This window comes from Kitasatospora sp. NPDC048662 (assembly GCF_055587065.1).
Map to the genome: position 1 here is coordinate 327999 of NZ_JBVJHA010000006.1, position 21660 is coordinate 349658.

Consider the following 21660-nt stretch of genomic DNA (forward strand, 5'->3'; position numbering starts at 1 on the left):
CGGCCACTGCGTCGGCCGACGGAGCAGCCGCTACCGGTTGTGACGTAGCGGTGAAGGGCCCGGGGCGGCTGGGGCGTCCGGTGCCCGGTGGGGGCCGGGCCGCTCGGCGCCGAGGGGTGGCGTCCCGCCAACCCTGGTGGCCCGCAGGGAAGTTGACGAACCGGCCGTCGATCCGGCCCTGGCACTCCCCACCGGCGCGCAGGAGACCTGCTGGCGCTCGTGCTTGCGCTCGGCACGCTCCTTGAGGTGCCGCGCACGAAGCTCCTCGTCCGAGCCGAACAGGGTGATCACCTGCCGATCAGCGGGAAGCGGCGGCCGCGCCGGGTCGCATCGGCGGCGGCGCCAGTCACCCCGGCACGCAGCGCGACGGGCCCGGAATCGCCACCGGGGTCGGCTGTCCGCCCCCGCCGGGATGCGAGTGGCGGCGGCGCCAGAACGGGCGGTCCGGCCAGCGCTGTTCGGCGACGACGCCAGTCACCCCGACACGCGGGCCGGCGTGCATGCGATCTCCACGGGGGTCGGGCACCCGCTCCCGCCGGGAGGCGGGTGGCGGCACCAGAACGACCGGCCCGGCCAGCACTGCTCGGCGGCAGCGCCAATCACCCCGGCACGTGGGGCGACGGGCCCAGGATCGCCACCGGGCTCGGGTAGCCGCCCCCGCCGGGATGCGAGTGGCGGCGGCACCAGAATGGGTGGTCGGGCCAGCGTTGTACGCGGGGCGGTTGGCATGGGATCTCCACGGGCGTCGGCTGCCCGCCCCCGCCGGGATGCGAGTGGCGGCAGCGCCAGAACGGCCGGCCCGGCCAGCGCTGTTCGGCGACGACGCCAATCACCCCGGCACGCGGGGCGGTTGGCATGGGATCTCCACGGGGGTCGGGTGTCCGCTCCCGCCGGGAGGCGGGTGGCGGCGCCAGAACGGCCGACCCGGCCAGCACTGCTCGACGGCAGCGCCAGTCACCCCGGCACGTGGGGCGACGGGCCCGGGATCGCCACCAGGGTCGGGTAGCCGCCCCCGCCGGGAGGCGGGTGGCGGCGGCGCCAGAACGGGTGGTCGGGCCAGCGTTGTTCGGCGGCGTAGTGGGTGCGGTGGTTGCGCAGGTAGGTCGCGCCGATGGCGGCCAGGTCGGCGCGGTACGTGTCGAGCGCGTCGGCCTGGCCGGCCAGCCGGGCGTGCACGGCCCGGCCGGCGGCCAGGCCGGTGTACAGGGCGGTGAGGATGCCCTGCGAGGACAGCGGGTCGAAGGCCGCGGCGGCGTCCCCGGCGGCGATCCAGCCGTCGCCGGTGGGGTCCGCCAGCCGGGCGGTGTGCGCGGGGGCCCGCCGGGGTGCGGCGCCGGCGGGCCACGGGTGGCGGGCCGCCAGTTCGAGGATGTGCCGGGTGGCGGCCAGCCGGGCCGCGAACGCCGGGCGCCGGGGGTCGGCGGCGGGCAGGTCCGCGTCCGTGTACCAGACCAGCAGGCGGCGGCCGGTGGGCAGCGGCGCGGTGTACCACCAGCCGTCGGGGGCGGCCTCGACGGTGGTGGTGGTGTCGGGGTCGGCCGGGTCGGCGGGCCCCAGGGTGAGGTGCAGCGCCACCAGCCGGTCGCCGGTGCGGCGGCGCGCCCCGCACGCGGTGGCGAGGGCGGCCCGCCGCCCGGTGGCGTCGATCAGCCACCGGCAGCGCACGGTCCGCCGCTCCCCCGCCCCGCGCAGCTCGACGACCCAACTGCCGTCCGCTGTCCGAACGTTGGGCCGCGCCGTCACGCCGGTGGCGAGCCGGGCGCCCTGCGTGCGGGCGTGTGCGCGCAGTTGACGGTCGAACCGGGCGCGGTCCAGGTGCCAGCCGTGGCCGTGCGGGTCGAAGACGCTGTCGGTGGACGCCAGCCGGGGCCCGCCCCAGGCGGAACGGTTCGCCAGGCACGGCAGGTGGCCGTCCGTCAGGGCATCGTCCGCGCCGAGGTCGCCGAGCAGCACCCGGGCGGCGGCCGGCAGCGCCTCGCCGACGGGGGCGGGGCCGCACCCGGAGTCGGCGAGCAGCACGCTGCGTCCGGCCCGGGCCAGGGTCAGCGCGGCGGCGGCGCCCGCCGGCCCGCCACCGGCCACCAGCACGTCGTAGCAGGTCACGGGCCGGTGGGCGCGGCGGGGCGGGCGCCGCCGCCGTTGGCGGCCTCCTCACCGAACGGGTCGAGCTTGTCGATGTAGCCGACGGTGATCTGCTCGGCCCGGAAGCCGGTGCGTTCGACGGCGTCGCCAAGCAGTCCGCTGACGGCGGTGACGTCCAGCGCGGAGGTCTCCGGCACGTGGACGGTGACCAGGTTGCGGTCGTGCGGGACGCCTTCGAGGTCGAAGCCGGGAACGGACTCGACCTGCAGCACGGACGGGAACTTTCCGTCGCCGACGGTGTAGCGGCGGGTCTCGACGATGCCGAAGTGGTGCCACTCCTTGACGGCCTGCGCGAGCTGGTCGGGGTACTCGCCGAACAGGCCGCGCAGCCAGGACGCCCGGCGGGCGAACGCGTCTTCCCGCTCCTCGTCCGAACTGCCCTGTCCGTCCTCCTTGTTGACGATCCGGAAGTCCTCGTCGGTGAGGACGTGGTTGGGCACCCGGGCGGGCCAGAAGGTCGGCACGTAGGGGTCGTAGCGGTCCGGCGGCAGCACCTGGATCTCGTAGCCGGCCCGGCAACTGGCGGTGTCGGTCTGCCAGGGGACGGCCATCCAGCGGGTGAGGTCGCCGGGGCCCTGGGCGTGCAACGGGCCGTCGGGGCCGAGCGCCCGCTCGGCGCTCAACTGCGGGCCGTAGTCGGGTTCCTGCTGGCCCTCGGGGCGGCGCAGGATCCGGAACGGGTGCTCGAACATGGAGGAGTGCCGGATCGGCCAGGTGACCTCGCAGCCGGGGTGGAAGGCGTCGGCGAGGCAGAAGTCGAGGGCGGCGCGGTCCAGCAGGCCGGGCTGGTCGGCGACCGGGGCGTCCTCCAGGCGGCGCGGGAAGCCCGGCCAGGGGGTGGTGCTGAACTCGCCCTTGGACCAGGCGGTCAGCTGCGCGATCTGGGTGTCGGACAGCGCCAGGTACTGGAGCACCGACTTGGGCGTCCTGGCCATGGCGTCGCCGTAGATCCACGGCCACGGCACGGGCGACATGCCGTCGCGGCTGTGGTCGCGCATCGTGGTGAGCACCTGGTGGCGCAGTTCGCGGTTGCGCTCGGCCGGGCTGGCCAGGCGCTTCAGCAGGTCGGGGGCGAGGAAGTCCTCGGGGCCGCCGAAGCCGAAGTGGGTGGCGAATCCCTTGTTGGCCCACTGGAGTTCGCAGAACCGCCGCAGGATCGGCTCGATGTCCCGCGCGAAGTTGACGCCGTCCTGCTCGTTGTCCCCGAAGCCCGCGCCGGCGCCGAACACGTCGTGCAGCACGTCCCACAGGGTGCGCACGGCCTTCAGGTCGGGGCCGTAGTTGGGCGGGGCGACCACCACCCAGGCGCCCTGGACCGGGATCTCCCGGCCGCCGAGGGTCAGGCTCGCGCTGACCGGGCCGTCCGAAGTGTCGTCGTACCAGCCGTCGTTGTTGCCGAAGGAGTGCAAGGGCTCGCCGCCGGGCGCGCCGGAGTCGCCCATGCCGCCGAGGACGACCAGGCGGCCCTGGTCGTCGGTGTGCATCCGGCCGAGCGGAACGGGCTTGCCCAGGAAGCTTCCGCCGGTGAACTCGACGGCGCCCGTGCTGCCGGCGGTCAGGGTCTTGGGCCCGGGATCGATGACCAGGCTGTCGCGGTCGGCCTGCTTGGGGTTGCGGCGGGCGGACGCCTGGCCCTTCATGTCCGGGATGTCCAGCGCGAGATCGAAGTTGTACCAGGCGGCCTTCCGATTGGCCACGTGCACGGTCCACTCGATCGTCACCCCGGCCTCGGTGGCGGTGAGTTCGCGCACCACCTGGTGCCGGCTGTCGTACCCGTAGATCCGGAACCGGGCGGCCTGCCGTTTGATCGCCCCGGTCTCGTCCTTGTAAAAGCCGGCCGGCGCAGGCTCCGGATCGGGCGTCTCGGGCCCGTGGAACCAGGCGTCCTCACGGGTGCTGTTGCCGATCCGGGCCACACCGATGGCGGGGTGGATCCGGGCGTACGCGATCTCGTCGGTCATCGCTGCGAGGTCCTCTCGTCCGTGGTCGGGGATTGCCCGCACAGGCCCAAGAAGCGCACGGCACGCGCGGGGCAGAAGGGGCGGAGCCGTCAGCCACCCTGGCAGCTCGGCCACAACCGGCCCCGACGGCTCGCAGCCCCCTCTTCCGACAATCACCTCAACGGGCCCCGCCCTCGGAGAACGCCAGAACGGGGCAGGCGCCGGCTCCGCCCCCCACGGACGCCGGCCCCTCCCCCTTCCTCGACGCCCCACCCCCCGAGTCAGGGCGTCTCCCCCCTCCGGCGCCGACGCTCCACCCCCCGGTTCCGGGCATCGACACCCGAGCCAACGGAACGAATCCCCCCGATTCCCGCCGGCCCGACCGCGCCGGTCTCCCGGCGACAGGGAAGATCGTGTCAGCTCGGCCCCACTCCGCGCATTGCCAGGATCCGGCAATCTTGACGCTCCATTGACGCCCTATCCGCGCACCACGAAGAGGCACGAGACGCACGCGGACGCGAAACGCAGGCGGGCGCGAAACCAGGGGCGCGTGGGGGCACCTCCCGGCCCGCTAGGGCTGGGGGAGAACTGCGCGCAGCGGAAGGCACCCACCCGCAAGATCGCGACGCAGGACAATCACTTGCACGTGATCGCGACCTTGCGGATGTGATGTGCGCTTGTCGCGCAGTTCTCCCCGCCGTCAGGCCCGGTACGCGGCCCAGGAGGTGGCCATCCGGGCAACCTGGCCTGCGGTGAACTGCGTCATGCAGGAGTCGTAGGTGTAGTCCATGAAGTTGTGGATGGGGTCGACGCCGGTGGCGGTGCAAGTGTCCCGGCCGGCCGGGCACTGGTAGGCGGCGCTCTTTTCGGCCGGGGTGTCGGAGACGGAGTCGCCCTGGCCGCCGCAGCCGCCCTGGAAGGTGTGGTACAGGCCGAGCCAGTGGCCGACCTCGTGGGTGACGGTGTCGCCCTCGTTGTAGTTGGTGGCCGAGCCGCCGGGGAACGAGGTGTCGAGTATGACCACGCCGTCGTCGGTCGGGTTGGACTTGTAGCTGCTCGGGAACGTCGCCCAGCCGAGCAGCGACTGTCCGAGACTGGCGCTGTACACGTTGAGGGCGTTGGCGCCGCCCTTGCGCAGCGCGCTCTTCATCGAACTCTCGGCGGTGGAGCCCGGCGCGACGCCGGCGTACCAGCTCGCGTTGTCGGTGTAGTCGGTGGAGACCAGTTGGAACTGGAACTGGCTGGGGGTGTTGCCCGCGCCCTGGCCGCCGTAGGCCGCGTTGAGGACATCGATCTGCTTGGCGATGGTGGTGGCCGACAGCTTGCCGGTGGTTCCGGAGTGGATGACGTGCATGTACACCGGGATGGTGGTGGTCGCCGTCACGCCGGGGGCGAGCAGGGCGCCGCCCTGGGCGGAGTTCGCCAGCTGGGCGACGCGGGCCTTGAGGTCGGCCTCCATCGTCTTGACCTGCGCGTCGGTGACGGCGTTGGGGTCGCGGCCGACGGAGTTGCCAGCCGGCTTTCGGGCCGCAGCGTCGTCGTGGGCCGCCGCCCCGGCGCACTCGGTGGAGGCCGCGGCCTGCGCGGTGGTGGCCGTGGAGGGGACGGCGAACTGAGTGAGGCCGAGGCCTGCGACCAGTGCCGCGGCGCTGAGGAGCCTGCCGACGGCGCGCGAGGGCATGCGAACGGAACGACGCATCTGTGCTCCTGGGGAGTTGTGGGGGACGGCGGTCGAGGGGGGCCGCCGGGTCAAGGCTACGCAAAGGAGCATGTCCGCGTCAGGCGCGTTCCGGCCTGGAGATTCTGACGACGAATCGGACAAAATCCGAAAGTTTGAACGGCTCGACCCGGCTGCACATGGCCGATTTCCGGTCGCGCGCACGGACCCGGCACCGGCCCTCGAGTGTCCGAAAACCGACGGTCCGCCACCAGGCGCGCCGACCCGCGCGTACCAACCCGCGCGTACCAACCCGCGCGTGCCGACCCGCGCGTACCAACCCGCGCGTACCAACCCGCGCGTGCCTACCCCCGCGTACCGACCCGCGCGTGCCGGCCCTCCCGGGCCTCCTCGGTGCCGACGTCCGGCCCAGTCACGGTTCGGCCCCCAGCCGCACTACAGCCCCTGTTGCGGCCACCCCAGCAGCCGCGCCCCCATCGCCGCCGTCTCCAGCGTGTAGCGGTGCAGCGCGTCGGCCGGGTCGTAGCCGGTCAGGGCCTTGATGCGTTCGGTGCGGTAGCCGAGGGTGCGGACGCTGATGCCCAGGCGGCGAGCCGCTTCCGCGTTGACGTAGCCGGCCTCCGCCTGCACGGCGATGGTGTCGAGCAGCGGGCCGGCCCCGCCGCGCGCCGCGGCGAGCGGGCCGAGGACGGTGCGCACCAGGTCCGCCATCGCGGCCCGGTCGCGCATCAGGACGGGGAAGACCAGCAGCTCCTCGGCCTTCAACAGCTCGGCCGGCAGGCCGAGTCGCTCCGCGAAGTCGAGCGCGTCGAGCGCCTCCTCGTAGCTGCGCACCACACCGCCGGCCCCGGAGTGCCGCCGTCCGGTGGCCACCCGCCGGGCGGGCGGGTGTCCGGGGCCGGGGCGCAGCGCGAGTTGGGCGAACGCGTCGAGCACGGCGTGTTCGCTCGCGGGTGCGACGCACACCAGCCGGCCGTCCTTGGTGGCGAGCAGGACGTCGCGTTCGCCGTAGCGGCCGGTGAGTTCGCGTTCGACCCGCCGCACCACGGCGTCCACGTGCCCGTACGGCTGGGCGGCGGCGGCGACCGCGACGGCGTGGGTGCGGGCCAGGCGCAGGCCGAAGCGTTCTGCTCGTTCGGCGAGGGTGCCGAGGTCGCTGCGGCCGTACAGCAGGTCGTCGATGAACTCGCGGCGCGCTGCCTCTTCCTGGCGGACGGCCAGCCGTTGGGCTCGCTCGTGGCCTTCGCCGAGGGCGGCGAGGGCGGTCTCGGCGGCGATCAGCAGGGCCTCGCCGACCTGGCGGAGTTCGCCGACGGTGCCGGCTCCGGCTGTCCCGGGGAGGGTGGGCCAGGCCCGGCGCCCGGCGCCCATGCAGTGGGCGATCAGGTCGCGCAGGCCCTGGCCGGTCTCGGCGCCGCGTTCGCCGAGGGCCCGGAGCGATTCCACCTCCGCCCGGGTCAACCGCCGCCCGGTGCGCGACACTTCGGCGAGCATCCCGACGTACCGGTCGCCGAGTTCCGCGGCCACCGTCTGCTCGGCCATCCTTGACACTCCTTCACCTGCTGTTCGACCGCCGCATCCTAGGGCCTGTCCGACCGGTCCTGCCGGACGGACCCGGCGATCGCCGAGTGGTTCCGACCCTCGTTGTTCGGACCCGTACGATGTCTTCTGCGGTGCGTGGGTTTCCTGCCGGTGCGCCGCTGCGACCTGGGGAGATTCCACGATGGCGGCTGGCCGGAAGGCAGCGGTGGCGCTGGGCTGCTGCTGGGCGGCTTTCGCGGTGGTGGCGGGGCTGCTGGCCGCGCACGGGTGGGCGCCGTTCGGGTTCGAACAGGCCGTGCTGGACTGGTGCGTGGGGCACCGGCCGGGCGGTGCGACCACGGTGGCGACGGTGGTGACGGCGCTGGGTTCGGCGCCGCTGCCGTACCTGATGGCGCTCGCGGCGGGGGCGCTCGCGGTCCAGCAGGTCCGGTGGGTGCGAAGACCGCCGGCGGTGGTGCTGTTCGCGCCGACGGTGTGGCTGCTGCTGGGCCAGGGGCTGCGTCAGCTGCTGATGCACGGCTTCGGCCGGCCGCGGCCGCCGCTCGCGGACCGGGCGGTGCACGCCTCCGGTTTCTCCTTCCCGTCGGGGCACGCGTTCACGGCCGCGGCCGGTGCGGGGCTGCTCGCGCTCGCGGTGGTGCTGGCCCGTCCGGCCGCCGCCCGCCTGGCGACGGTGTGCGCGGTGCTGTTCGCGGGGGCGGTCGGTGCGAGCCGGGTGTACCTGGGGGTGCACTGGACGCTGGACGTGCTGGGCGGCTGGCTGCTGGCGGCGGGGTGGCTCGCGCTGGGTACGCTGCTGGCACGTCAGGGCCGGGAAAGTGGCGCTGTGCTGCTGGATCGTCGGCCCGGAGGCTGAACGGTCCGCCGCGCGGGCAGATCGGCACAGGTTCGGCACCGGCGCGTTTGCGCCGCGAATGCCGTAGTGAAAAGAAGGGTTTCGGGATGGCTCAGGTTGTGCGGGGTGTGATCGCTCGGGCGAAGGGCGCGCCGGTGGAGGTGGTGCCGGTGGTGGTGCCCGATCCGGGTCCGGGCGAGGCGGTGGTGAAGGTGCAGGCGTGCGGGGTGTGCCACACCGACCTGCACTACCGGGAGGGCGGGATCAACGACGAGTTCCCGTTCCTGCTGGGCCACGAGGCGGCGGGCGTGGTGGAGGCCGTCGGCGAGGGGGTCGACAATGTCGTGCCCGGTGACTTCGTGATCCTCAACTGGCGTGCGGTGTGCGGCCGTTGCCGGGCGTGTCGGCGGGGCCGGCCGCAGTACTGCTTCGCCACCCACAACGCGAAGCAGAAGATGACGCTGGAGGACGGCACCGAGTTGTCGCCGGCCCTGGGCATCGGCGCGTTCGCCGAGAAGACCCTGGTCGCGGCGGGCCAGTGCACCAAGGTGGACCCGGCGGCCTCGCCGGCCGCGGCGGGCCTGCTGGGCTGCGGTGTGATGGCCGGTCTGGGCGCGGCCATCAACACCGGCCAGGTGGGGCGCGGCGACAGCGTCGCGGTGATCGGCTGCGGCGGCGTCGGCAACGCCGCGGTGATGGGCGCCCGGCTGGCGGGCGCGTCGCGGATCATCGCGGTGGACGTGGACGAGCGCAAGCTGGTCACCGCCCGCGGCCTGGGCGCCACCCACACCGTGAACTCGCGGGAGACCGACGCGGTGGAGGCGATCCGCGAGCTGACCGGCGGCAACGGCGCGGACGTGGTGATCGACGCGGTCGGCCGCCCGGAGACGTACAAGCAGGCGTTCTACGCCCGCGACCTGGCGGGCACCGCGGTGCTGGTCGGCGTGCCCACCCCGGAGATGACCCTCGAACTCCCGCTGCTGGACGTGTTCGGCCGCGGTGGGGCGCTCAAGTCCTCCTGGTACGGCGACTGCCTGCCGGAGCGGGACTTCCCGATGCTGATCGACCTGTACCTCCAGGGCCGGCTCGACCTGGACGCGTTCGTCAGCGAGACCATCCCGCTGGACGGCGTCGAGGAGGCCTTCGCCCGGATGCACCGCGGCGAGGTGCTGCGCTCGGTGGTGGTCCTCTGATGGCGGCCCGGATCGAACAGCTGGTCACCGCGGGCGAGTTCAGCCTGGACGGCGGCACCTGGCAGGTCGACAACAACGTGTGGCTGGTCGGCGACGACCACGAGGTGATCGTGATCGACGCCGCCCACGACGCGGACGCGATCGCCGCGGCGGTGGCCGGGCGCACGCTGGTGGCGATCGTCTCCACCCACGCGCACAACGACCACATCGACGCCGCGCCGGAGCTGGCGGCCCGCACGGGCGCGCCGATCCTGCTGCACCCGGACGACCAGGTGCTGTGGGACCAGACCCACCCGGACCGCAAGCCCGACGGCGCGCTCGCCGACGGCGGGCAACTGGCCGTGGCCGGCACCACGCTGACCGTTCTGCACACGCCGGGCCACAGCCCGGGCGCGGTCAGCCTGTACGCGCCGGAGCTGGGCACCGTGTTCACCGGCGACACCCTGTTCGCGGGCGGGCCGGGCGCCACCGGGCGGTCGTTCTCCGACTTCCCGACCATCGTCGACTCGATCCGCGAGCGGCTGCTGACGCTCCCGGCCGAGACGGTGGTGCGCACCGGCCACGGCGACTCGACCACCGTCGGCGCGGAGGCCCCGCACCTGGCGGAGTGGATCGCCCGCGGCCACTGACCGACTCCTGAACCGCCCCGGGCTTCCGGTCCGGGGCGGACCCATGCGCCTGTCCATCATCTGTCCAACGGCTTTTCATACCGTCCCCTCACCTGGTCGGCGACGCGAGGGCGTCGCCCGCAGGACAGGAGCAAGGGGGAAAGACAGTGAAGAAAAAACTGGTCGGTGCCGTGGTGGCCGGCGCCGCACTGGCAGCCACCGTCACCGCGGCCGCGCCCGCCGGCGCCGTGGTGGAGCAGGGCTGGGCGCACCTCCGGAACGTGGGCACCGGCCAGTACCTGGACGACTACGCCCACAACACCGACCAGGGCGCCCCGGTGTACACGTACGCGCAGACCGGGCAGTCCAACCAGTGGTGGTGGGTGGCCAACAACACCGACAGCACGGTCACCTTCTCCTCCTACGAGACGCAGCAGTACAGCAGCGTCGGTAAGTGGTGGTACCGCAACCTCGTCCGCGACGGCGGCAACCGCGGTGTCCTCGGCCCGCAGCAGCTCTGGACCGGTGGCGTCGGCTTCGGCGGCCTGCCCGGTGAGGAGCGCTGGTGGTACGCGGCCGGCGACGCCGGGACGTACATCCACTCCGCCGCCTGGAACGGCGACTGCCTGACCGCCCACGCCTGGGGCCAGGTGACGGTGGAGAGCTGCCGCTCCGGCGACCACGACCAGCAATGGAACATCCTCTACAGCTGACCCGCCGGAAGGAAAGTCCCCTCGTGAAGAACGTCCGAAGGATCCTCACCGCCGCCGGCGTGTCCCTGTCCGTTCTCGCCGGCGTGTTCGCCGTGCAGGCCCCCGCCCAGGCCGCCGTGCCCCAGGGCTGGGCGCACCTCCTGAACCTCGGCACCGGCCAGTACCTGGACGACTACGCCCACAACACCAACCAGGGCGCCCCGGTGTACACCTATCCGCAGACCGGGCAGTCCAACCAGTGGTGGTGGGTGGACAACAACGACAACAACACCGTCACCTTCTCCTCGTACGAGACCCAGCAGGGCAACGGCCTGGCCGGCTGGTGGTACCGCAATCTCGTCCGCGACAGCGACAACCGCGGCGTCCTCGGCCCGCAGCAGCGCTGGCAGTCCGACATCCGCTTCGGTCACCTGCCCGGTGAGGAGCGCTGGTGGTACGCGGCCGGCGACGCCGGGACGTACATCCACTCCGCCGCCTGGAACGGCGACTGCCTCACCGCCCACTCCTGGGGCCAGGTGACGGTCGAGGGCTGCCGCTCCGGCGACCACACCCAGCAGTGGCTCATCACCTACAACTGACCCGCCGGAAGGAAAGTCCCACCGTGAAGAACATCCGAAGGATCCTCACCGCCGCCGGCGTGTCCCTGTCCGTTCTCGCCGGCGTGTTCGCCGTGGAGGCCCCCGCACAGGCCGCCGTGCCCCGGGGCTGGGTGCACGTCCTGAACATGGGCACCGGCCAGTACCTGGACGACTACGCCCACAATGTCGACCAGGGCGCCCCGGTGTACACCTACGCGCAGACCGGGCAGTCCAACCAGTGGTGGTACGTCACCATGACCTCCGCCAACCAGGTCGTCTTCTCCTCCTGGGAGACGGAGAAGTGCACCGACGGCTGGTGCACCACCAAGAGCTACCGGAACCTGCGCCGCAGCTTCAACAACACCGGCGAGCTGTCCGAGTACAACCCCTGGTACGACCCGTACGACAACACCGGCTCCAGGTCGCGCTGGTGGTACGCGGCCGGCGACGCCGGGACGTACATCCACTCCGCCGACGGCGACCAGGGCTGCCTGACCGCCCACGCCGGAAGCCAGGTGACGATCGAGGGCTGCCGCACGGGCGACCACAACCAGCAGTGGACCGTCATCTACGCCTGACAGTGCGGGCGTTCACGACCGGTTCCCGGGCAGGTCCGAACCACCTCGGGACGGGCCACTGACCGGCCGTCAGTGCTTCGCCGCTCCGTCCGGGGCGGCGAAGCGGACGGCGGTCAGCCGCTCCCGCGAGCTCTCGTCGGCGAGCAGCACGGACGCCGCGCCCGGGAACGCCGCCCGCCCCCGCTGTTCGACGGCGGCCAGCAGCGCGGTCAGGCCGCGCACGTGGCGGCGGAAGGTGCGCGGGGCGGCGGTGCGGGCGCGGGCGTGCTGGCCGGCCAGCGCCTGCTCGGGGTGGACGGCGAGCAGCACCACGTGCAGCTCGCGCCCGTAGCGGCGGGCCCAGTGCGCGAGGGCGAGCCGCATCCAGCGGCGGCTGCCGCAGTCGTGCACCAGCAGCGGCCCGGGTCGGCGCAGTGCGGCGCGGGTGCGCAGCAGGTGCAGGGTGCGCACGACGGGCCGGTAGACGGGGTACGGGAGCCGGGCGGGCATCGCGGCCTGAGCGGCGAGGCGGCTGGTGCGCGGGTCGAGGACGGGGGCGCGGCCGTCCCAGCGGTGCAGCAGGGTGCTCTTGCCGCTGCCGGGCAGTCCGGCCACCACGACGGCGGCGGCGGGGCCGTAGCGGATCGTCAGCGGTGGGCCGCTCCGCCCGCGCAGGTCGGTGACGCCCTGTGGGGCGAGTTCGCCGGTGGCCTCCACGGTGTGCTCCCCCTCGGCCTGGAACCGTCCCGCCGCAGGTCGGCGGGACGGTTCGGCAGCTTACCGGGCGCCTTCGCTGATCCTGACCGCTCCGGAGGGGCAGGCCGCGGCGGCGTCCTCGACGGCGGAGCGCAGGTCGGCGGGCGGGCGGGCGTCGAGCAGCACGACCACGCCGTCCTCCTCGCGCTGGTCGAACACCTCGGGGGCGTTGCGGACGCACTGTCCGGCGCCGCAGCAGCGGTCCTGATCGACGGAGACGAGCACGGTTCCTTCTTTCGCGGGGTGGCCGGCGCGGGTCGGCGGGGCGGCGCTCACCAGGCGACCTGGAGTTCGTGAACGCCGTAGATCAGCATGTCGTGCCGGAACGGGACGTCCTCGAACGGCACGGCGAGCCGCAGCTCGGGCAGGCGGCGCAGCAGGGTCTCCAGCGCGATCTCCAGCTCCAGCCGGGCGAGCGGCTGGCCGAGGCACTGGTGGACGCCGAAGCCGAAGGCGAGGTGCTGGCGGGTGTCGCGGGTGAGGTCGAGGGTGTCGGCGCCGGGGTAGCGTCCGTCGTCCCAGTTGGCGGTGTTGACCTGCAGGATGACACCCTCGCCGGCCCGGATCGTGGTGCCGCCGATCTCGGCGTCCTCGACGGCGACCCGGACCAGGCCGTTCTGCACGATGCTGAGGTAGCGCAGGAGTTCCTCGACGGCGGCGGGTGTGGCCTCGGGGTGGGCGCGCAGGTGGGCGAGTTGCCCGGGGTTGCGCAGCAGGGCGAGCACGGACAGCGCGGTCATGTTGGCGGTGGTCTCGTGCCCGGCGATCAGCAGCAGGCGGCCCATCGCGCCGATGTCCTCGATGTCGAGCTCGCCGCGGGCGACCAGGCGGCTGAGGATGCCGTCGTCGGGGGCGTCGCGCTTGGACGCGGCCAGGGTGTCGAGGTAGGCGGTGAGGCGCTCGTTGGCATCGACGACGGCCTCGGCGGTGGCGCCGCGGTGCAGCATGGTGCGGCTGCACTCCTGGAAGAAGTCGTGGTCCTGGTAGGGGACGCCGAGCAGCAGGCAGATCACCAGGGACGGCAGCGGCAGCGCGAACTCGGCGACCAGGTCGGCCTGGGTGCGCCCGTCGGTCATCCTGTCGATCAGTTCCTCGGTGATCCGCTGGATCTCGGGGCGCAGCTCGGCGGTCTTGCGGACGGTGAAGTCGCCGGTGAGCATGCGGCGCAGCCGCCCGTGCTCGGGGTCGTCGAGCCGGATGAACGTGGGCTTGACGGTGAGGAGTTGGCGGGCGGCCTCGGTGAGGAACGGGAAGCCCGGGTTGTCGGGGTCGGAGCTGAACCGGTGGTCGGCGAGGATGGCGCGGACGTCCTCGTGGCGGGTGATCAGCAGGGCCGTGTTGCCGTCGTACAGGGTGACGCGGGTGATCGGCTCGTCGCGCCGGGCCTGCTGGTAGGCGGGCGGCGGGGCGAACGGGCAGGTCCCGCGCGGGGCGGGGTGGCTGGTGGGGGAGGTTTCTGCGGCGGTGGCCATCTGGTGCTCCCTTCCCGGAGCTGGGCCGGCGGTGGCGTCGGCGGTCGTGCCTGCGACTGCGCGGCCCGGGCAGTTGAGTGCCTCGGGCAACTAACTCAACGTCACGCTAACTCGCGGTCCGCGTCCACGGGAAGATGATCCTGGCCCGGGTGGGCATTCTGTCCGGATCCGGGCGACGCACAGGCGTTCCCACGGCGGCCGGGAGCCCCGCCCACCAGCCGTGTCCATTTCCGTCAGGGCCGACGGATCATCCTTGCGGCCGATCGAGAACGGGCCACGGGCTCACACCCACAGCGCCTGGGCGATCGCCCACCCGGCGAACGCCGCCCCCAGCCCCGCCACCACGCTGCCCGCCGCGTTCATCGCCGCGTAGAGCCGGGCCCCGCTCTCGGCCAGCCGCAAGGTCTCGTACGAGAACGTCGAGTAGGTGGTCAGCGCCCCGCAGAAGCCGGTGCCGAGCAGCAGTTGGAGCTGCGAGGAGGCCGCGCCGGCGGCGACCGCGCCGGTCAGCAGACCGAGCACCAGGGAGCCGGACACGTTGACGGCGAACGTCCCCCACGGGAAAACCGTGTCGTGCCGGGCCTGCACCGCCCGGTCGGTCAGGTAGCGCAGCGGCGCGCCGACCGCCGCGCCGACGATCACCAGCAGCCAGTTCACCGCGTCTCCCCGCCGGCCCTGCCGTCGTCGAACCGCCGGAGCACCTCGCACGCGTCGAGCGTCACCAGGCACCGGTCGAGCAGGTCGTCCAGCTGCGGCAGGAACGAGCGGACCCGCTCCTCGCGGTCCACCACCACGATCGCCACCGGCATGTCGTCGCCGACCGACAGCAGCCGGGAGGTGTGCACCAGCGAGGACGCGCCGAAGCCCTCGATGCCGCGGAACACGCTGGCGCCGGCCAGCCCCGCGGCGTGCACGCGGTGCACGATCTCGACGTACAGCGGCCGGTGGTGCCAGCGCTCGTCCTCGCCGACCAGCACCGTTATCCGCAGCGCCCCTTCGATGCGTGCCGTCATCGCGTCCTCCGTCCGATCAGCCGGCGGGCCGCCGCCGCGCCGGCCCAGACCGCGGCCATCGCGGCGAGCAGCGTGGCGGCCAGGTAGCCGAGGGCCGCCGGGGCGCGGCCGGCCACCATGAGGCGCTGGATGTCGACCGCGTAGGTGGAAAAGGTGGTGAACCCGCCCAGCACGCCGGTGCCGAAGAACGGGCGCACCAGCCGGTGCGCGCGCCACGCCTCGGTGAGCAGCGTCATGAACGCCCCGATCACCGCGCAACCGGCCACATTGATCACCAGCGTCGCCCACGGGAACCCGTCCGCCGCCGTCGGCCAGGCCTGCGCGATCGCATAGCGGGCGCACGCCCCGAGCACACCCCCGAGGGCCACCACGCCGATCACGGACGCCAGTTCACGGTCCGGCCCGCGCCGCACCGGCCGCTCCCGGGGCCCGGCATCGGCCGTCATCGGCTGCGAACTCTCCACGGGCACACGTCTCCTACTCGCACGGCACCCGAGGGATCCGGGCGCGCCACTGTACAAGTAGGGACCGTTGGCAGCCGACCACTGCGGTTCGTTTCCCGGCGGGCCCCACCGCCGTCGCGCAACCCGATGGGGTGCTGCTGGGCCCACTCTACCGGGCAGTCCGGGCCGCCCGGCGTGCGAGCGGCCCGGGCCGTTCAGCGGGTGCTGACGGCCGGCGCGGGGATGGACGGCAGGCTGTCCCGGGCGTATTCCAGGGCCTCCGCCGAGGTGCCGAACAGCCGCCCTTGGAGCTGGAGTTCGTCCAGCACGCCGAGGGCGTCCAGCGGTCGCCGGTGTTCGTCGTGCAGCCCGGAGACCAGTACCAGGGTGCCGCGGCGGTGCAGGTCGGCGAGCGCCTCGCCGAGCACGGTCGCGCCGCTGGCGTCGATCGCGGTGACCCGGGACATCCGCAGGATCACCACCTCGGCCCGCGCGGCGGCCGTCAGCTCTGTCCGCAGCCGGTGCGCGGCGGCGAACAGCAGCGGGCCGTGCAGCCTGAAGGTGGCGATCCGCCCGCCCGCGTGGTCCTCCTCGGACACCGGCAGCCGCTCCAGCCGTGCGCCCCGGGCGACGGAGCGCAGGGCCAGCGCGCCGGCCAGCAGCAGGCCGACCCCGACGGCGGTGACCAGGTCGAAGGCGAGGGTGGCGACGGCGGTCGCCACCAGCACGGCGGCCTCGCCGCGCCCGGTGCGGGCCAGCGCACGCAGCGCCCCGGCCTGCACCATCCGCACGGCGGTGGCAATCAGCACGCCGGCCAGCGCGGCCAGCGGAATGTCGGCGACCAGCGGCGCGGCGGCGAACACCACCACGGCCAGCACGGCGGCGTGCACCAGCGCGGCCAGTCGGGAGACCGCGCCGCTGCGCACGTTGACGGCGGTGCGGGCGATCGCGCCGGTCGCGGCAACGCCTCCGAACAGCGGGGCGACCAGGTTGGCCAGGCCCTGGCCGAACAGCTCCCGGTCGCTGTCGTGCCGCTCGCCGCCCCTACGGGGGTCGTTCGCGGTCATCGCATCGGCGGCGGTCGCCGACATCAGCGACTCCAGCCCGCCGAGCGCGGCAACCACCAGCGCGGACGGCAGCAGCCCGGGCACGGCGGACAGGTCGAGGAAGCCGAGCGAGGGGCTGGGCAACCCGGCCGGCAGCTTGCCGATGACGCCGACCGGCAGGTCGACGGCCTTGGCCAGCACGGTGGCGGCGACCACGGCGATCAGCGAGAACGGGACGGCAGGCCGCAGCTTCCCGCCGATCAGCATCAGGGCGGCGACGCCCGCGGCGAGCAGCACGGCCGCCCAGTGCGGGGTCTCCGCGAACGCCTTCACGGCGCGGGCGGCGACCACCGCCGGGTTCTCGCCCTCCGGCTTGGCCACTCCGAGCGCGCCGGGTACCTGCTGGAGCGCGATCACACCGGCGATACCGACCGTGAAGCCCTCCACCACCGGCACCGGCACGTACGCCATCCAGCGTCCGGCCCCGGCGAGCCCCAGCAGTATCAGTATCAGGCCCGCGAGCAGGCCGACGGTCAGTACGCCGCCGGTGCCGTAGTGGGCCACGATCGGCACCAGCACCACGGTCATCGCACCGGTCGGGCCGGTGACCTGGAGGCCGGAGCCGCCGAACACGGCGGCGATCGCACCCGCGACCACGGCGGTGGCCAGCCCGGCCGCCGCGCCCGCCCCGGAGGACACTCCGAAGCCCAGTGCCAGCGGCAGCGCCACGACGGCCACCGTCAGACCGGCGATCAAGTCGCGGCGCGGGTCGCGGCCCATAGTGGCCAGCACCTTGCGGTTCGGCAGTACCGCCCGCACCCGCCGTCCGATCACACCCCCGCCGTTCACGCCGCGCCGCCGCATCGGATCGTGGCGAGCGGATCATGGACCTCCGCCTGGGCCTGACACTGCGACGCGGGCACCGTTCAGCTCTCCTTCTGGGTTTCCGGCTCTGTTCCGGACCGGGACGGGACGGCGATGCCGTGCTGCTCCGCGATCCGCAGCAGCCCGGCGATCCGTCCGGCGTGGGCCTGCGCCCCGTGGTCGTCGTCGGCGTCCCGGGCCTCGCGCAACGCCCTTTCGGCGAGGGCGAGTTGCTCGCGGAGCTCGTCCTCGAACACCTCGGTCACGTCCGGCCCCTTCCCCATGTCGGCACGCAGGTGCCCGGGCACGAAGGACCGGCCGGGCACCCGATCAGAATGTATCGACTTGAAGAATTTCGCAAGTCGTTATGTCTGCATGTTCGGAGCGCAGCGAGGCCCTCACAGGCGGGTACCGAACAGTCGGTGCGGACCGGGGCGTCAGCCGTTGTCGGCGGCCCGCAGGTCGGCGAGCAGGCCGGCCTGGTCGGTGATCAGCGAGCCGAGGATGGAGCGGGCGACCCGCAGCAGGTCGGCGACCTCGCCGCTGGCGAGGGTGTAGACCACGGTGGAGCCCTCGCGGCGGGCGTGCACCAGCTTGGCCCGGCGCAGGACGGCCAGCTGCTGGGAGAGGTTGGCCGGCTCCACGCCGACCTCGGGGAGCATCTCGGCGACGGCGTGGTCGCGGGTGCTGAGCAGTTCCAGCACCCGGATCCGCACCGGGTGCCCGAGCGTTTTGAAGAACTCCGCCTTCAGCTGGTACAGCGGCACGCTGGCCACCGGGAGCGACTGCGGGTTCTCGGCGTTCACGTGGTCGTCACCGTCTCGTTCAAGGCCCGGAGGGCACGGGGGCGTCGCGCCGACCCTAGCAAGCCGACCCCGACAATGATCGTGCTCCCGGCCCCGCGCGGGGAGTCCGGGAGCACGGCACGGCAGGCGCCGGTCAGGCCTTCTTGACCACGCTCGACTTGAGCTGCATGGCACCGAACCCGTCGATCCGGCAGTCGATGTCGTGGCCGTCCACGCCGTCCACCAGGCGGATGTTGCGCACCTTGGTGCCGGCCTTGATGCCGGAGGCGCTGCCCTTGACCTTCAGGGCCTTGATCACGGTGACGGTGTCGCCGTCGGCCAGCACGTTGCCGACGGCGTCCCGGATCTCCCGTTCCCCGGCCGGCTGCGCCGCGTCCTCCTCGGCGCCGGGCGCCCACTCGTGGCCGCACTCGGGGCAGACCATCAGGGCGTCCATCTCGTAGGTGTACTGGCCGGCGCAGCTGGGGCAGGGGGGAAGGTTGTCGCTCATCGGGCCAGGATAGCGGCCGATCGGCCGCTATCCGGACGCCCGTGCGGTCAGGCGACGGAGACGGCGCTCCACGCGGCGGCGACCGTCGCGTACTCGGTGGAGCCGGCGCCGTACAGGTCGCGGGCGGCGTTCAGGGAGGCGGTGCGGGCCCCGGCGTAGTTGGTGGTGGAGGTCATGTAGACGGTGAGCGCCCGGTACCAGATGGCGGCGGCCTTCTGGTTGCCGATGCCGGTGACGGTGGAGTTGTTGCAGGTCGGGCTGTTGTACGTGTAGCCGTTGATGGTCTTGCTGCCGCTGCCCTCACTGGCCAGGTAGAACCAGTGGTTGGCGACACCCGAGGAGTAGTGCACGTCCAGCTTGCCGACGGTCTTGCTCCAGCAGTCGGCGGAGCGGCCGTCCAGCGAGGGCTTGTCGAAGCGGCGCAGCCACGGCGGGGTGGACTGGTCGCTGAACAGGTAGTCGGGGGTGTCCACCGCGTTGTTGGCGTACCACTCGACCATGGTGCCGAAGATGTCGCTGGTGGCTTCGTTGAGGCCGCCGGACTCCCCGCTGTAGCGCAGGTTGGAGGTGGCGCTGGTGACGCCGTGGGTCATCTCGTGGCCCATGGTGTCGAGGTCCACCTGCTCGGGATCGGTGGTGCCGTTGCCGTCGCCGGTCATCATGCAGAAGCAGGTGTCGGACCACTGGGCGTTGTCCCAGTTGGTGCCGACGTGGACGAAGACGGTGGCGCCGCGGCCGTCGTTCTTGATGCCCTTGCGGCCGAAGGTGTTGAGGTAGTAGTCGTACGTCCAGGCGGTGTTGGAGTGCGCGTCAACGGCGGCGGTGGCCCGGTCGGTGGAGAACTTCCGGCCGTCGCCCCACACGTTGTCGGCATCGGTGACCACGCTGCCGGAGCCGGCCTTGACGCTGCTCGCGCCGAGGTTCTTGGCGTCCTTGGTGGTGTGGCCGCGGACCGGGTCGATCAGCGCGTAGCTGCCGTCGGTCTGCTGGGTGGTGTCGATCCGGATGTCGCCGGTGTACTCGGAGTGGCCGGTGCCGGCCGCGGACTGCTCGGAGTCGTAGTTCTCGATCGTCTCACCGGTGTTGGCGTCGGTGACGACGACCCGGCCGGCCGGCTGGCCCTGCTTGCCCTCGCCGCTGACGGTGGTCTGCCAGGCGAGGCGGGCGGTGCCGTCGGCGGCCCAGACGACCAGTTCGGGAGTGGCGGTGGCGCCGGACATGCCCTGGGCCTGGCCGAGCGCGGCGGCGGCGCCGTGCTGCGGGGAGACGGCGGGCACCACGGACTTCACCGCCGGGTCGTGGCCCTTGGCGCGGGAGGAGTCGGCGAGCTTGCCACGGGCGTCCTGGTGCACCACCAGGTCGCCGCCGATCACCGGCAGCCCGCGGTAGGTGCGGTCGAAGCGGACGTGCTGGGTGCCGTCCGCGTCGATGATGACGTCCTTGACCTTCAGGCCCTGGCCGGGCCCGAAGCCGAACAGGTCGGCGTGGTGGGAGACGTTCGCCTCCGCGCGGGCGATCGCCGCGTCGCGGCCGGGGGCGGCGGAGGCGGTGTCGACCTGGACGGCGGCGACGAGCAGTGCGGCGCTCGCCGCGAGGGCGCCGGCAGTGAGGGTGCGTCGGCGCGCGGAGGAGGAGGGGCTCACTCGTGACTCCAGTCGGGTAGCGGGGGTCTGGCCGACTGACAGCCTGTCGATGAACACACAAACAGTTCTATGAACAGTTAAGGAACGTAATCGGTTCGTAGCACAGATCTCGTTCCGTGCCGTTCCGGGGACGCTCGACCGGCACGGGAACGACCAACGGCCCTCCCGCCACGCGGGTGCGAGCACCCAGGATCGGAGTATGACCAGCGAACCCGTCTCCTCCCCCGATGGCCTCAGCCTCGATCCGGGCCAGTGCCTGCGCCTGATGGCCCGTCACTCGGTGGGCCGGCTCGTCTACACCAAGCACGCTCTGCCCGCCGTCCTGCCGGTCCGCTACCGCCTGGCGGAGGGCGGCAGCGTCCTGGTCGACCAGCCCGACGAAGAGCTGCTGCGCGCCGTGACCGGCGCCGTCGTCGCCTTCCAGGCCGACCAGGTGGACCCGGCCGACGGCAGCGGCTGGACGGTCACCGTGCTCGGCCACGCCGACGCCGTACACCCCACCGCCGCCACCGGGCCGCCCTCCGTCTCCGTCCGGATCCGCCCCGAGTGGGTGTCCGGCCTGCGGCTGCTGCCGCCCCAGCCCGGCCCCGCCGATCGGCCCCACCGGCCGGGACCTCCGGCCCTCGCACCCGACGCCGCCCACCCCGCAGAGTGGGAACGTCGGCACCGGAGCGCGGACCGAGGAGGCGAATGACGATGCGGCACTGCACCGTCGGAGCGATGATGACCCGTCACGTGGTCACCGTCAGCCCCGGCACGGGCTTCCGCGAGATCGTCGCGCTGCTCGCCGAGTACGACATCACCGCCGTGCCGGTGGTCGACGCCGACCACCGGCCGCTCGGCGTGGTCTCCGAGGCGGACCTGCTGCGCACCCAGCTCACCCAGTACGACCCGGCGTCCCTGCTGCCCGCACCCGTGCAGCTGCGCGGCACCGGCACCACCGCCGCCGACCTGATGACCGCCCCCGCCGTCTGCACCACCCCCGACAGCACGGTGGTCGCCGCCGCCCGCCTGATGACCCGTCGGCGGGTGAAACGCCTGCCCGTGGTCTCCCCCGCCGACGGCCGCCTGATCGGCACCGTCAGCCGCGGCGACCTGCTGCGAGTCTTCCTCCGCGACGACCGGGCGATCCGCCGCGAGATCGTCGAGGAGATCCTCACCAGCGTCGAAGGCACCAGCCCCGCCCTGATCAGCGTGGACGTCGTCCAGGGCGAGGTCACCCTCAGCGGCACCACCGCCCCGCACTGCCACACCCGCGCCCTGCGCGAACTCTGCGCCGCCGTGGACGGCGTGGTGTCGGTCACCGACCGCACCACGCACGCCGCGGCCTGACCGCCGCCC

General features: G+C 73.3%; 23 protein-coding genes. 8 read left to right on the plus strand and 15 right to left on the minus strand.

The window, feature by feature from the left end:
* Positions 1 to 954: 954 nt before the first annotated feature.
* The 4 genes from ACZ6R9_RS19720 to ACZ6R9_RS19735 form a co-directional block, all read right to left on the minus strand.
* The gene (locus ACZ6R9_RS19720) at positions 955 to 2103 is read right to left on the minus strand and encodes an FAD-dependent monooxygenase (protein WP_465539220.1); all 1149 of its coding nucleotides are present in this window, start codon (positions 2101 to 2103) and stop codon (positions 955 to 957) included.
* The gene (locus tag ACZ6R9_RS19725) at positions 2100 to 4103 is read right to left on the minus strand and encodes a LodA/GoxA family CTQ-dependent oxidase (RefSeq protein WP_465539222.1); all 2004 of its coding nucleotides are present in this window, start codon (positions 4101 to 4103) and stop codon (positions 2100 to 2102) included. Before ACZ6R9_RS19725 ends, ACZ6R9_RS19720 begins: the two co-directional genes overlap by 4 nt.
* A gap of 679 nt (positions 4104 to 4782) precedes the next feature.
* The gene (locus ACZ6R9_RS19730; protein ID WP_380482563.1) at positions 4783 to 5781 is read right to left on the minus strand and encodes a zinc metalloprotease; all 999 of its coding nucleotides are present in this window, start codon (positions 5779 to 5781) and stop codon (positions 4783 to 4785) included.
* A gap of 414 nt (positions 5782 to 6195) precedes the next feature.
* Positions 6196 to 7302, minus strand: coding sequence for a PucR family transcriptional regulator (locus ACZ6R9_RS19735; protein WP_465539225.1), 1107 nt, complete (start codon positions 7300 to 7302; stop codon positions 6196 to 6198).
* Between the two features lie 181 nt (positions 7303 to 7483).
* Here ACZ6R9_RS19735 and ACZ6R9_RS19740 point away from each other — a divergent pair, with 181 nt between their 5' ends.
* From ACZ6R9_RS19740 to ACZ6R9_RS19765, 6 genes are all read left to right on the plus strand, one after another.
* On the plus strand, positions 7484 to 8158 hold the full coding sequence (locus ACZ6R9_RS19740; protein ID WP_380482569.1) for a phosphatase PAP2 family protein: 675 nt from the start codon (positions 7484 to 7486) through the stop codon (positions 8156 to 8158).
* A gap of 86 nt (positions 8159 to 8244) precedes the next feature.
* Positions 8245 to 9330, plus strand: coding sequence for an S-(hydroxymethyl)mycothiol dehydrogenase (locus ACZ6R9_RS19745; protein ID WP_380482571.1), 1086 nt, complete (start codon positions 8245 to 8247; stop codon positions 9328 to 9330).
* The gene (locus ACZ6R9_RS19750) at positions 9330 to 9959 is read left to right on the plus strand and encodes an MBL fold metallo-hydrolase (RefSeq protein ID WP_465539227.1); all 630 of its coding nucleotides are present in this window, start codon (positions 9330 to 9332) and stop codon (positions 9957 to 9959) included. Before ACZ6R9_RS19745 ends, ACZ6R9_RS19750 begins: the two co-directional genes overlap by 1 nt.
* Before the next feature lie 146 nt (positions 9960 to 10105).
* Positions 10106 to 10651, plus strand: a complete 546-nt coding sequence (locus ACZ6R9_RS19755) for an RICIN domain-containing protein (protein WP_465539229.1) — start codon at positions 10106 to 10108, stop codon at positions 10649 to 10651.
* Positions 10652 to 10674: 23 nt separating this feature from the next.
* The gene (locus tag ACZ6R9_RS19760) at positions 10675 to 11229 is read left to right on the plus strand and encodes an RICIN domain-containing protein (protein ID WP_465539231.1); all 555 of its coding nucleotides are present in this window, start codon (positions 10675 to 10677) and stop codon (positions 11227 to 11229) included.
* A 23-nt stretch (positions 11230 to 11252) separates the two neighbouring features.
* A complete protein-coding gene (locus ACZ6R9_RS19765) occupies positions 11253 to 11807 on the plus strand; it encodes an RICIN domain-containing protein (protein WP_465539233.1) in 555 nt (184 codons plus the stop codon).
* Between the two features lie 69 nt (positions 11808 to 11876).
* On the opposite strand, the gene ACZ6R9_RS19770 is transcribed toward ACZ6R9_RS19765, so the two are convergent.
* The 11 genes from ACZ6R9_RS19770 to ACZ6R9_RS19820 all read right to left on the minus strand — a co-directional run bounded on the left by ACZ6R9_RS19770 (position 11877) and on the right by ACZ6R9_RS19820 (position 20319).
* Complete coding sequence (locus ACZ6R9_RS19770) at positions 11877 to 12503, minus strand: AAA family ATPase (protein ID WP_380482580.1); 627 nt, start codon at positions 12501 to 12503, stop codon at positions 11877 to 11879.
* Between the two features lie 60 nt (positions 12504 to 12563).
* Positions 12564 to 12767: a ferredoxin gene (locus tag ACZ6R9_RS19775; RefSeq protein WP_380482583.1), complete on the minus strand. Its 204-nt coding sequence runs from the start codon at positions 12765 to 12767 to the stop codon at positions 12564 to 12566.
* A 47-nt stretch (positions 12768 to 12814) separates the two neighbouring features.
* Positions 12815 to 14014: a cytochrome P450 gene (locus ACZ6R9_RS19780; protein ID WP_380482585.1), complete on the minus strand. Its 1200-nt coding sequence runs from the start codon at positions 14012 to 14014 to the stop codon at positions 12815 to 12817.
* A gap of 282 nt (positions 14015 to 14296) precedes the next feature.
* A complete protein-coding gene (gene crcB / locus ACZ6R9_RS19785) occupies positions 14297 to 14671 on the minus strand; it encodes a fluoride efflux transporter CrcB (RefSeq protein ID WP_380482588.1) in 375 nt (124 codons plus the stop codon).
* Positions 14668 to 15027 carry a DUF190 domain-containing protein gene (locus ACZ6R9_RS19790; protein ID WP_465539236.1) on the minus strand — a complete coding sequence of 120 codons (360 nt, stop codon included), beginning with the start codon at positions 15025 to 15027 and terminating at the stop codon, positions 14668 to 14670. The genes crcB (ACZ6R9_RS19785) and ACZ6R9_RS19790 overlap by 4 nt, the downstream gene beginning before the upstream one ends.
* On the minus strand, positions 15024 to 15473 hold the full coding sequence (gene crcB, locus ACZ6R9_RS19795) for a fluoride efflux transporter CrcB (RefSeq protein WP_380482780.1): 450 nt from the start codon (positions 15471 to 15473) through the stop codon (positions 15024 to 15026). The genes ACZ6R9_RS19790 and crcB (ACZ6R9_RS19795) overlap by 4 nt, the downstream gene beginning before the upstream one ends.
* A gap of 212 nt (positions 15474 to 15685) precedes the next feature.
* Positions 15686 to 17380, minus strand: a complete 1695-nt coding sequence (locus ACZ6R9_RS19800) for a SulP family inorganic anion transporter (RefSeq protein ID WP_380482591.1) — start codon at positions 17378 to 17380, stop codon at positions 15686 to 15688.
* Between the two features lie 62 nt (positions 17381 to 17442).
* A complete protein-coding gene (locus tag ACZ6R9_RS19805; protein WP_380482593.1) occupies positions 17443 to 17646 on the minus strand; it encodes a hypothetical protein in 204 nt (67 codons plus the stop codon).
* 171 nt (positions 17647 to 17817) lie between these two features.
* Complete coding sequence (locus ACZ6R9_RS19810) at positions 17818 to 18186, minus strand: ArsR/SmtB family transcription factor (RefSeq protein WP_380482595.1); 369 nt, start codon at positions 18184 to 18186, stop codon at positions 17818 to 17820.
* 133 nt (positions 18187 to 18319) lie between these two features.
* Entirely contained in the window at positions 18320 to 18676 is a 357-nt protein-coding gene (locus tag ACZ6R9_RS19815) for a zinc ribbon domain-containing protein YjdM (RefSeq protein ID WP_380482597.1), read from the minus strand.
* Positions 18677 to 18723: 47 nt separating this feature from the next.
* Positions 18724 to 20319, minus strand: a complete 1596-nt coding sequence (locus ACZ6R9_RS19820) for a M4 family metallopeptidase (protein ID WP_465539239.1) — start codon at positions 20317 to 20319, stop codon at positions 18724 to 18726.
* A 199-nt stretch (positions 20320 to 20518) separates the two neighbouring features.
* Here ACZ6R9_RS19820 and ACZ6R9_RS19825 point away from each other — a divergent pair, with 199 nt between their 5' ends.
* Together ACZ6R9_RS19825 and ACZ6R9_RS19830 are read left to right on the plus strand one after the other, a co-directional pair.
* Positions 20519 to 21013 carry a pyridoxamine 5'-phosphate oxidase family protein gene (locus ACZ6R9_RS19825; protein WP_465539241.1) on the plus strand — a complete coding sequence of 165 codons (495 nt, stop codon included), beginning with the start codon at positions 20519 to 20521 and terminating at the stop codon, positions 21011 to 21013.
* A gap of 26 nt (positions 21014 to 21039) precedes the next feature.
* Positions 21040 to 21651 (plus strand): CBS domain-containing protein, encoded by a 612-nt coding sequence (locus ACZ6R9_RS19830; RefSeq protein ID WP_465539243.1) that lies wholly within the window; start codon positions 21040 to 21042, stop codon positions 21649 to 21651.
* Positions 21652 to 21660: the final 9 nt, after the last annotated feature.

Bases quoted from the DNA above. Each gene is read 5' to 3' on its own strand.
- ACZ6R9_RS19740 (WP_380482569.1), top strand. From the start codon at position 7,484: ATGGCGGCTGGCCGGAAGGCAGCGGTGGCGCTGGGCTGCTGCTGGGCG.
- ACZ6R9_RS19830 (WP_465539243.1), top strand. From the start codon at position 21,040: ATGATGACCCGTCACGTGGTCACCGTCAGCCCCGGCACGGGCTTCCGC.
- ACZ6R9_RS19750 (WP_465539227.1), top strand. From the start codon at position 9,330: ATGGCGGCCCGGATCGAACAGCTGGTCACCGCGGGCGAGTTCAGCCTG.
- crcB (WP_380482780.1), bottom strand. From the start codon at position 15,473: ATGACGGCCGATGCCGGGCCCCGGGAGCGGCCGGTGCGGCGCGGGCCG.
- ACZ6R9_RS19825 (WP_465539241.1), top strand. From the start codon at position 20,519: ATGACCAGCGAACCCGTCTCCTCCCCCGATGGCCTCAGCCTCGATCCG.
- ACZ6R9_RS19790 (WP_465539236.1), bottom strand. From the start codon at position 15,027: ATGACGGCACGCATCGAAGGGGCGCTGCGGATAACGGTGCTGGTCGGC.
- ACZ6R9_RS19815 (WP_380482597.1), bottom strand. From the start codon at position 18,676: ATGAGCGACAACCTTCCCCCCTGCCCCAGCTGCGCCGGCCAGTACACC.
- ACZ6R9_RS19800 (WP_380482591.1), bottom strand. From the start codon at position 17,380: ATGCGGCGGCGCGGCGTGAACGGCGGGGGTGTGATCGGACGGCGGGTG.
- ACZ6R9_RS19780 (WP_380482585.1), bottom strand. From the start codon at position 14,014: ATGGCCACCGCCGCAGAAACCTCCCCCACCAGCCACCCCGCCCCGCGC.
- ACZ6R9_RS19725 (WP_465539222.1), bottom strand. From the start codon at position 4,103: ATGACCGACGAGATCGCGTACGCCCGGATCCACCCCGCCATCGGTGTG.
- ACZ6R9_RS19735 (WP_465539225.1), bottom strand. From the start codon at position 7,302: ATGGCCGAGCAGACGGTGGCCGCGGAACTCGGCGACCGGTACGTCGGG.
- ACZ6R9_RS19730 (WP_380482563.1), bottom strand. From the start codon at position 5,781: ATGCGTCGTTCCGTTCGCATGCCCTCGCGCGCCGTCGGCAGGCTCCTC.
- ACZ6R9_RS19745 (WP_380482571.1), top strand. From the start codon at position 8,245: ATGGCTCAGGTTGTGCGGGGTGTGATCGCTCGGGCGAAGGGCGCGCCG.